3 protein-coding genes are annotated in these 4,797 nt (G+C 43.4%); 1 reads left to right on the top strand and 2 read right to left on the bottom strand.

Features of this window, described 5'->3' with window-relative positions:
- Nucleotides 1-94: 94 nt before the first annotated feature.
- Nucleotides 95-1,390: an SH3 domain-containing protein gene (locus T472_RS04270; RefSeq protein ID WP_207643944.1), complete on the bottom strand. Its 1,296-nt coding sequence runs from the start codon at nt 1,388-1,390 to the stop codon at nt 95-97.
- Between the two features lie 294 nt (nt 1,391-1,684).
- On the opposite strand from T472_RS04270, the gene T472_RS04275 reads away from it, so the two are divergent.
- Nucleotides 1,685-3,277, top strand: coding sequence for a hypothetical protein (locus tag T472_RS04275; protein ID WP_023387128.1), 1,593 nt, complete (start codon nt 1,685-1,687; stop codon nt 3,275-3,277).
- Nucleotides 3,278-3,407: 130 nt separating this feature from the next.
- On the opposite strand, the gene T472_RS04280 is transcribed toward T472_RS04275, so the two are convergent.
- Nucleotides 3,408-4,631, bottom strand: a complete 1,224-nt coding sequence (locus T472_RS04280; RefSeq protein WP_023387129.1) for an ATP-binding protein — start codon at nt 4,629-4,631, stop codon at nt 3,408-3,410.
- Nucleotides 4,632-4,797: the final 166 nt, after the last annotated feature.

The following is a 4,797-nucleotide window of genomic DNA, read 5'->3' on the forward strand; positions in this document are numbered from 1 at the left end:
CCCATGCCGGGCGCACAACAACAGGCGCTCAGGCATCATGCAGCCCGGGCGCCTTATATCTACTATATCAAATTGTCGGGAATGCTTCCTCACCCTATGGCTTCTTGACGTAGGACATGGAAATATACCCTGTAATTCCCGCATGGCTGGTCTTCCCCCACCCATCATTTATTTCATCAATGAAAATGATGGTCTGAGCCGGTATCTGAGTCAGTATCTTGCTGTCCGTTGATGGTCCTTCTCGCAGGTTCACATTCCACAAGGTCATGTGGTGATGCGAAGCGTCATATTCAACAGGCACCAGGTAATCCATTGAGCTGTATCCGCTCCAGCCTGATGTATGGACCGCAGCCCACCCGTTCCAGATGGAATTTGCTGTTATGATCGTACCCTTTGGAATCACAAAGAGCAGCTCGCCCTTTGTATCAGGCTTGCTTCTTATGACAAGGTTCTCTGTCGTCTTAAGAAGCTCTGAGTACTCAGCTACTGATCCAAACTTAGAAACAAGACCATCAGTAATTGCCTCAACGCGCCATTTGAAGTCCAGCCTGCCTGCCGTATCCCCTTCCTTATATGGAGCGGCAAATCCCTTAGCCTTTATATCATCATAGTATTTCTTCAGGGCACCTGCAGCAGAAGTATCAGGATGCTTTTGGAGAAAATCCTCGTATGCATCAATGTATTCCTTGACATAGCCTCCACCATCTGCCACAGGAGTATTGTCCAAGCCGCCAAAATAGCCGCTCAGGTAATTCCTTAAATCCCTCAGGACATCTCCCTTGAGCTCAGAATCAGGGTACTTCTTAAGAAAACCCTCGGCAGCAGCTATCCTGTCACCTAGTTCTTTGACAGGGATGACTAGACCTGCATCCATAGCCCATACCTTATCCGAATCCATTGCCTTGAACTTCAGGTAATCTTTCATTCCATCCGAAATCGAATCAGAGTATGACTCCATGGAGCGATAGTCAACTATCGGTTCTACAGACCCCTCTACCCTGATGAATTTGTATCCGGCTCCAGTTAGACTTTTATAAAGCTCTTTAAGCGAAGGATCAGTTATCGACTCAGGATCAATATTTTCTGAAGCATCGAAATAAGGCTCAAGGTCCTGTAGCTTATCCCAGTCCTTTGACATCCCCATACTTGAATATGCACTGAGATATCTCATATAGTCAGCGAGAACAGTATCGCTTTGTTCTTCACTGCCGCTCGCCATGATGATATCCAGTTTTTTCCTAACTTCAAAAGGGTCATCAGCTGTTTTTAAGCTTTCTTTAAATTCAAGCACCGTCTCATCAGTGACAACTACCGTCTCCTTCTGAGTCTCTTCTGGCTTCTTCGTCTCCTCCGGAGTTTCTCCACCCGTAGTGCAAGCTGAAATCAACATAGTTATGATAATAAGAACTGCCAGCACTCTTTTCATATCAGCACCTCTTTTCAATCATCTGATACCTTTATTATATTCTTCACTTATGAATCTTTCGTGTCATTAGGGATACAATTCCCGGAACTAAGGCTTAATGCAAGCTTCGGGTATGAGAAAGTGCATTCGTCATCCTGAAGAGTTGTCTCATTTCACGTAATCCACTCCCCTTCTCATTTCATGGAAAATGATGATAGAATGAAGAAGTATTACGTAACTGAACAGTCAGTCTATGACTAGATTTATAGGAGGGCACCGATGGAAAAGCTGAAAAGGATACTGCCAATAACTGCCCTTTTTGCATATTTCATTGCAAACCTTATGACAATCTTGGAATTCCCCACTGTACACTCAGATGAGCTATGGCTGAAGGGAATAACCGACGAGATGGTAGGGCGGAAGTCCTTCGCTGTTACAGAACCCTTCTTCGACCTTTATCCAAGAGTAGTTCACCCCTTCAGATGGCTCTACCACAGCCTCGAAGCCCTGGTGTTCAATGTCCTGGGAAGCTCTGCAGCTTCAGCAAGGATACTTTCACTGGTTGCCTCTGTATTAGCTCTTATAGTTTTCTACAAGATATTGACTCATGTCCTTGAAAACAGCAGTCTGTCCAGTACAGGGAGTCTATTACCATTTACAGGCACATTAGCACTTGCACTGAATATACAGTTCCTTTATTCCTCAAGGTTCGGGAGGCAGGACAGCATGATTCTGCTGCTGCTTTTGACAGCCTATGGAATAGCTTCAGGATATATACTTAAGGGCAGACGGGTGTCCCTTGTCCTCTCACTTATTACACTTCTTGGAATAGGAGTCCATCCCAACAGCTTTCTCATAGGGATGACAACTTCTGCCGTTCTCTTTATAAGACTGACCATGAAGGAAATAAGACTGAAAGGTCTGGTCTCATATGTCATGATTACAGGAGCAGGCTTCATCGGATATATAGCTATAGGAAACCTTATGAATCCGGGATTTCTTTCAGGCTACCTTAAGTTTGGAGAAAGCCTTGGGATAGAAAGCAATCCTATCGGAAGAATTGATGGCTTCTACTGGTTCTGGTACAAACTTTATGCCAGGATTGGCGGCACCTACGACCTGCTTGACATCAGGCTTGAAATAATCCTTCTGGGCGCAGCAATACTTCTGATACCGGTATATGTTCTTGCATCAAGAAAAAAGGATGGCAGCAATTACCACAGTCTCCTTACCCCATGGTCTGCATTAATCGGAATAAACCTGGGACTTCTTGTCATAGGAAGATACAACCAGACATCGGTAGTATTCCTTGTCCCATTCATCATCCTGACACCCTTTACAGCTGCAGGCATAGTTCTTGGAAATATTGGAAAGAGAAATCTGACATGGGCATTTGCACTTATCCTACTAGTTTTTGTACCCATCAGGCTTTACAGCGGACTCGATGATTACAGGGAGGCAAGACCATATAAGCTTGGATATGAGGATATGATTGAAGTTGTAGAAGGAATGGCAAATGACAGGGATATTGTTCTTGGCAACCTCAATACAATCGATGCTTTCAAAAGTCAAAGGTTCTATGACATAAGAAACCTTGCTTTCCTTGAGGATAACGGTATAACCATTGGAGACTATATAAAGGACAGAGGTATAACTTTAATACTAATCCACGAGGAAATGGAATATATCAAGAACACCTCCCCTGCCTGGGATTTCCTATACGGAAGCAACTACATGGACGATTTGTTCAGGTATATTTCTGAAAATACAGAGCTAATTGGTGAATTCGAGAATCCCATTTACGCAATGAGGATATCAAGGTATTCAGGTACATATCCCTGGAGGACAAGAATATACCGTGTAAGACCATAGAATGAGCTATCACTGCCTGCAGTTATCAGCCTTGAATTAGGCAGTCAAAGCAAGTACTCACCCATTTCATTAATCTATTTAAAGAACCGAGCCTGCAGAAACAAATTCTGCAGGCTCTTTTAATTAATATTCAAATCATCCAGATAGGCACAATATAATTTTCCGAGTCAATTGCCGAGAGCTCCGGACGCATACACAGGATCGCTCCGTTACCTCGTGTGAGCGACGCTTTGTCAAGAACTTTGAAGGTTCCTGAAAGCTCGTATCCTGGATTCACTGAACGTTTGATTTCTATCGGGTGAAGCATGCCGTCACTCTCCATTATAAGATCAATCTCGTTGCTTTCCTTATCCCGATAATACCACATCAGGCATTCCCTGGCGTTATTGTGATAAGTCTTCTGTATTTCAGAAATGACATAATTCTCTAGAATCGCACCATTTATTGCTCCGCTTGCCAGTATCTCAGGCGAGGAATATCGGGTCAGGTATGCCACCAAACCGGTATCGAAAAAGTAAAGTTTTGCTGTCTTAACCATTCGTTTGAGAAGATTATTGGAATATGGCCGCAGATAAAAGATAATATCAGATTTTTCAAGCACCTGAAGCCAGCGCCGTGCCGTATCATCAGATACTCCTACATCTTGTGCAATATTGTGAACATTAAGCATCTGTCCGACCCTGGAGGCGGCAGATCGCACAAAATCCCTGAACAACAATTTATCTATCAGCGCTACCTGCTCACTCACATCCCTCTCGATGTAGGTCTGCAGATAGCTGCTATAGAACACATCCCTGTCGGTGTACTTGCCGCTGACAAGTCCCGGCATTGAGCCGTTAAAGATACGTTCATAAATCCCATTCATGTCTGTGGGTTCATTGGTGCTGTTCCTTGCCTTTATTGAATCAAGTTCTAAAGTGAACGGAGTGCATTCTCCCCTTCCATGAATCTCATGCTGTGACAAAGAAGGCAAATGAAGGATTGCAGTTCTTCCTGCCAATGACTCCTGTGCCAAATGCATTAAATTAAAAGCCTGTGATCCCGTAAGCCAAAACGCGCCAGGAGGAGCTCCATTGTCCACAGCAATCTTGATGTATGAAAACAGCTCTGGAGCATACTGCACTTCATCTATCATTATAGGAAGCGCATGCATCTGAAGGAAAAGGGCTGGATCATTCTTCGCAAGGCGACGTTCCTCCATATCATCAAGGGTTACATACACCCGATCATTACCCATAATGCGTTTCAATATTGTAGTTTTCCCGACCTGTCTAGGTCCTGTGATAAGCAAACAGGAATATTCTCTTGAGAGGGACAGAATTTTATTTTCCAAATCACGTTTGATATAGTCCATACCAAAGTCCCCTTGGCTAATATTCGATTTAATCTTATTTTAGCCAACAATGTCATATTATTCAAGCCTTCACGAAAATATACCGCATAAAAGCTATAATCTTATCCAAAAATATACTATCTTTCATTCCCATAATTTTAGTTATGCTGTTTTAGACCGCTTGAAG

Source organism: Youngiibacter fragilis 232.1 (assembly GCF_000495435.3).
Lineage (GTDB): Bacteria > Bacillota > Clostridia > Clostridiales > Clostridiaceae > Youngiibacter > Youngiibacter fragilis.